We start from the raw sequence: 4,386 nt of genomic DNA, 5'->3' as shown, positions 1-4,386 counted from the left end.
GTTATTAATGCTTGGTGGTTATGGAAATCTAAGGGAGCTAGAAAGGTTCTTGAATTTTTCTTAAAACTGTTTGGTGTTAGTGAGTGTTTGGTTATGAGTGAGATTTCTATATACCTTCCGTACGTCCTTTTTTCTGCGCCGTTCATCGTGGCTGCGATCGTATTGATCAAAGCTCGTTTGGATGCACGGCGTGCAGAGCACACCGCTGACTACGAGCGTTTTATCTGGCCCGAACAGCCGGAAGAGCCTGAAGCGGACGAGCGTCCTATTCAGCGTAGATACGTTTCTTACAGCACTTAAAAAGCAGGGCCCGCTGACGGTCAGCCCGCGCTTTTGCGCCGTGCTGTCCTGACAGCCGTCGGAGTATTGTTCCGTGCGGACGCGGGCCCTCAATTTTTCAGCGGGGGCTGATCAGAGGGATGACGTCATGGAATTGCTAACAATCGCCGGAATTATACTTACGGCTTCAATACTTGAGTCGCTTTTTGGAGTGGTCTTTGGGCGTCGGAGACCAAAAGAGGTCACAGAGGCGCCTCTCGATAATCTGACTGAGCGGCGCTACTCGCGGCTTGGGTCGGAATACGAGACGCCGGGCGCAGATCAGGCGGTGTGAGCGCCATCCGCAAGTGATTTGACGAAAGCGAGCACGTCGGCCGGGCTTAGGCCGTTTGCGATCTTCTCGACAATGGCCGAGCCAACAACAACACCGTCCGCGACGCGGGCGATATCAGCGGCATCTTCGGGCGTCTTGATCCCAAATCCGACAATGATCGGCAGATCGGTCGCGGATTTGATGCGTGCGACTTCGGGACCGACGTCTGTTGCGACAGCGCTTGCGGCGCCAGTGATCCCGGTAATCGAGACGTAGTAGACGAAGCCGGAGGTGTTTTGCAGCACGGTCGGCAGGCGTTTGTCGTCCGTGGTGGGTGTGGCAAGCCGGATGAAGTTCAGGCCCGCCTGTTGCGCCGGAATGCAAAGTTCGGCGTCTTCCTCGGGCGGCAAGTCTACCACAATAAGGCCGTCGATTCCGGCGGCTTTGGCGTCTTCTAGAAAAGTATCCGCGCCGCGCGAATAGATCGGGTTGTAGTAGCCCATCAGAACGATCGGTGTGGTGGCGTCTTCCTGGCGGAAAGAGCGCGCCAGATCGAGTGTCTTTTGCAGCGTCATGCCGCCTGCAAGCGCGCGTTGCCCTGCAAGCTGGATGGTCGCGCCGTCGGCCATTGGATCGGTGAAAGGCAGGCCAAGTTCGATGACATCGACGCCCGCGGCGGGCAGGCCGCGCACGATTTCAAGTGATGTGTCGAAGTCGGGGTCGCCTGCCATCACGTATGTGACGAAGGCTTTACGGCCCTGGGCCTTCAATTCAGCGAATTTTGCGTCGATCCGGGTCATTGCAGCGCTCTTTCTTTATCTCGACTTTCGTGTCGCGCAATGCGGCGATGTTTGCAAGTGGGAGGGGAAACTTTCAGACCGCCATGGACATCGTGAGGCGGACTTCCTTGCTCGAAGCCCATAAATTATATCTTTGCGATCCTTCTCCCGCCGTTGTCGATTGCCTTTGCGGGCCGTCCGTTCCTTGGAGTTCTGGTGTTTTTGCTTTGGATTCCGGCGTTGATTTTTTCTGGCGGGTTGACGCATCCGATGTTTATTCTGCTGGCGTGGTTCATCATTTCTCAGGCTGCGACCGCGCGCGCAGAGCGCGATTTGGGTGGCGGCGCTTGCACCTTTGGGGGGCGGGCGGTAGAGCCTTCTCCCAACACGGGCAGGGAGAGCGCCAGATGGGCTTTAAGATGGGAATTGTGGGGCTGCCAAACGTTGGCAAGTCGACATTGTTCAATGCGTTGACGCGGACCGCGGCGGCGCAAGCGGCGAACTTTCCGTTCTGTACGATCGAGCCGAACGTCGGCGAGGTTGCGGTGCCGGACACGCGGCTTGATACGCTTGCCGAGATTGCGAAATCGAAGACGATTATTCCGACGCGCATGACGTTTGTCGATATTGCCGGTTTGGTGAAGGGCGCGTCCAAGGGCGAGGGGCTTGGCAACCAGTTTCTGGCGAACATTCGCGAGGTCGATGCGATTGCGCATGTGCTTCGGTGCTTCGAAGACGGTGATGTGACACATGTTGAGGGCCGTGTTGATCCGGTAGCCGATGCCGAGACGATTGAAACCGAGTTGATGCTGTCCGATCTTGAATCGATCGAGCGGCGTTTACAGAATATCGTGCGCAAAGTGCGTGGCGGCGATAAGGAAGCGGTCCAGCAGGAGCGGCTTTTGAACGAAGCGCGCATTGTGCTTGAGAACGGTCAGCCCGCACGGACGGTTGAGGTGTCTGATGACGATGCCAAAGCCTGGGGCATGCTGCAGCTTTTGACGTCCAAGCCGGTTTTGTTCGTCTGCAACGTGGCGGAGGATGAGGCATCCGAGGGCAACGCTTTGTCCACGCGGGTCGCGGCGATGGCGGCAGAGCAGGGTGCGGCATCGGTGGTAATATCGGCGAAGATTGAGGAAGAGATCAGCCAGCTGGAGCCAGACGAGGCCGAGATGTTTTTGGACGAGCTTGGTTTGTCTGAGGCGGGCTTGGACCGGCTTATTCGAGCAGGTTACGAGCTATTGAAATTGCAGACGTATTTCACAGTGGGTCCGAAAGAAGCGCGCGCATGGACGATCCCTGAGGGCACCAAGGCGCCTCAGGCGGCGGGTGTGATCCATGGTGATTTCGAGAAGGGATTTATCCGGTCCGAGACGATTAGCTTCGACGATTTTGTTGCTTTGGGAGGCGAGCAGCCGTCTAAGGACGCCGGCAAGATGCGGGCTGAAGGCAAGACCTACGTCGTGAAGGACGGGGATGTCTTGCACTTCCTGTTCAGCAAATAGGGTCGGGGATGACGGCGAGGTCGCAGACGATTGGGGCAACCGGTGCACCGTTAGAAAGCGCGTTTTTGCTGCGCGATCAGCTTGCGTCGGGGGAATTATCGGCGGAAGCGTTGGTTGAGAAGTGCATCGCGCGGATTGCATTGCGCGAGGACGATGTGAGGGCCTGGGTTTGGTTTGATGCAGAGGCGGCACGATCTCAGGCGCGCCGACTTGATGCGCATCGCGCGTCTGGCGGACATTTGGGGCCTTTGCATGGTCTTCCGGTTGGTTTGAAAGATGTGATCGATACCGCGGGAATTCCTACACAAAATGGCTGCCCACTTGATAAAGGTCGCGTGCCAGAGCGGGATGCGTTTCTTGTTGAGCGGCTTCGCGCGGCGGGCGCGATCATTATGGGAAAGACCGTGACGACCGAGCTTGCCTATTTTGTCCCCGGCAAGACCCGCAACCCGCATGATTTGGGGCATACGCCGGGCGGCTCGTCGTCTGGGTCTGCCGCAGCGGTTGCAGATGGTATGGTGCCTTTGGCTGTGGGCACGCAGACGGGAGGGTCTGTCGTTCGGCCCGCGTCTTTTTGCGGTGTGACAGGGTATAAACCGACGTTCGGGGCGATCCCCCGGCGCGGGGTGTTGAACCAATCGCAGACGCTGGACACGTTGGGCGTTTTTGCAGCTGATCCGTTGAGTGCAGCAATGGCTGCCGAGGTGCTGTTTGGTCATGATCCTGCGGATTCCGCTTCAAGTGATGCTGGGGCGCCGGTCTTGCTGAACGGCGCGCAGGCGGTTTTAAACCACGCTCCGCGGTTTGCCATTCTGCGCCCACCGGCATGGGATCGGGTAGAGCCGGAGTATCGTGAGGCTCTAGCGGCGTTTTATGCGCGTTTGGGTGCGGTGGGTGTTGATGTTGGTTTGCCTGCGGTCTTTGAGACAGCTGAACTACAACGCCGTGTCGTCAACTTTGCCGAAATGGCGCATAATTTTCGGGGCTACGTTGACCGGGATGTGACCGCGCTTGGGGTGGCGACGCAAGCGGCGATTGAGGAGGGCAAGAGCGTATCGGCGTGTGAGTATCTGGCAGCTGTGGATTGTCGGGGTGCGCTTAACGTGGCGTTGGACGAGGTCTTTGCGGCGGCGGATGCCATTTTGTGTCCGGCTGCTTTGGGCGTTGCACCGGACGGGCTTTCGTCTACCGGGGATTCCGTGATGAACGGGCTTTGGACCATGGCTGGCACGCCCGCGATCACGCTGCCTCTTTTGACATCGAAAGCAGGGCTACCGCTTGGGGTGCAGGTCGTCGGGCGCTTTGGCGATGACGCCGGGTTGTTGCGGGTAGCGCACTGGCTTTATGCGCAAATGGCGTGATCAAGCGTTGGGGTCGCGCGCGATTGCGTCATGACCTGAGGAAATAGTGAAATCCGTTCAATTCCTACTTGTTTCTGCGGGGGCGAACCTGCTAGAGCCGTCAGCGGAGATGTGGCCGAGTGGTCGAAGGCGCTCCCCTGCTAAGGGAG

Annotated in this window: 5 protein-coding genes; 4 read left to right on the top strand and 1 reads right to left on the bottom strand. The window is 58.2% G+C overall.

What is annotated here, in order from left to right; all coding sequences use genetic code 11:
• Together AC221Y_RS20795 and AC221Y_RS20790 are read left to right on the top strand one after the other, a co-directional pair.
• On the top strand, positions 1 to 300 hold a 300-nt coding region (locus AC221Y_RS20795; protein ID WP_486708273.1), incomplete at its 5' end, for a hypothetical protein.
• A 127-nt stretch (positions 301 to 427) separates the two neighbouring features.
• Positions 428 to 613: a hypothetical protein gene (locus AC221Y_RS20790; protein WP_299752290.1), complete on the top strand. Its 186-nt coding sequence runs from the start codon at positions 428 to 430 to the stop codon at positions 611 to 613.
• Here AC221Y_RS20790 and trpA read toward each other — a convergent pair.
• Positions 601 to 1,392 carry a tryptophan synthase subunit alpha gene (gene trpA, locus AC221Y_RS20785; protein WP_299752287.1) on the bottom strand — a complete coding sequence of 264 codons (792 nt, stop codon included), beginning with the start codon at positions 1,390 to 1,392 and terminating at the stop codon, positions 601 to 603. The two genes, AC221Y_RS20790 and trpA, sit on opposite strands and share 13 nt — an antisense overlap.
• Positions 1,393 to 1,778: 386 nt before the next feature.
• Between trpA and ychF the strand changes: the two genes are divergently transcribed.
• Both ychF and AC221Y_RS20775 read left to right on the top strand, forming a co-directional pair.
• Positions 1,779 to 2,876 (top strand): redox-regulated ATPase YchF, encoded by a 1,098-nt coding sequence (gene ychF, locus AC221Y_RS20780; protein ID WP_486708272.1) that lies wholly within the window; start codon positions 1,779 to 1,781, stop codon positions 2,874 to 2,876.
• 8 nt (positions 2,877 to 2,884) lie between these two features.
• Positions 2,885 to 4,237 carry an amidase gene (locus tag AC221Y_RS20775; RefSeq protein ID WP_486708271.1) on the top strand — a complete coding sequence of 451 codons (1,353 nt, stop codon included), beginning with the start codon at positions 2,885 to 2,887 and terminating at the stop codon, positions 4,235 to 4,237.
• Positions 4,238 to 4,386 lie beyond the last annotated feature (149 nt).

Source organism: Boseongicola sp. (assembly GCF_057460485.1).
This window is presented reverse-complemented; position numbering and strand designations above follow the sequence as displayed.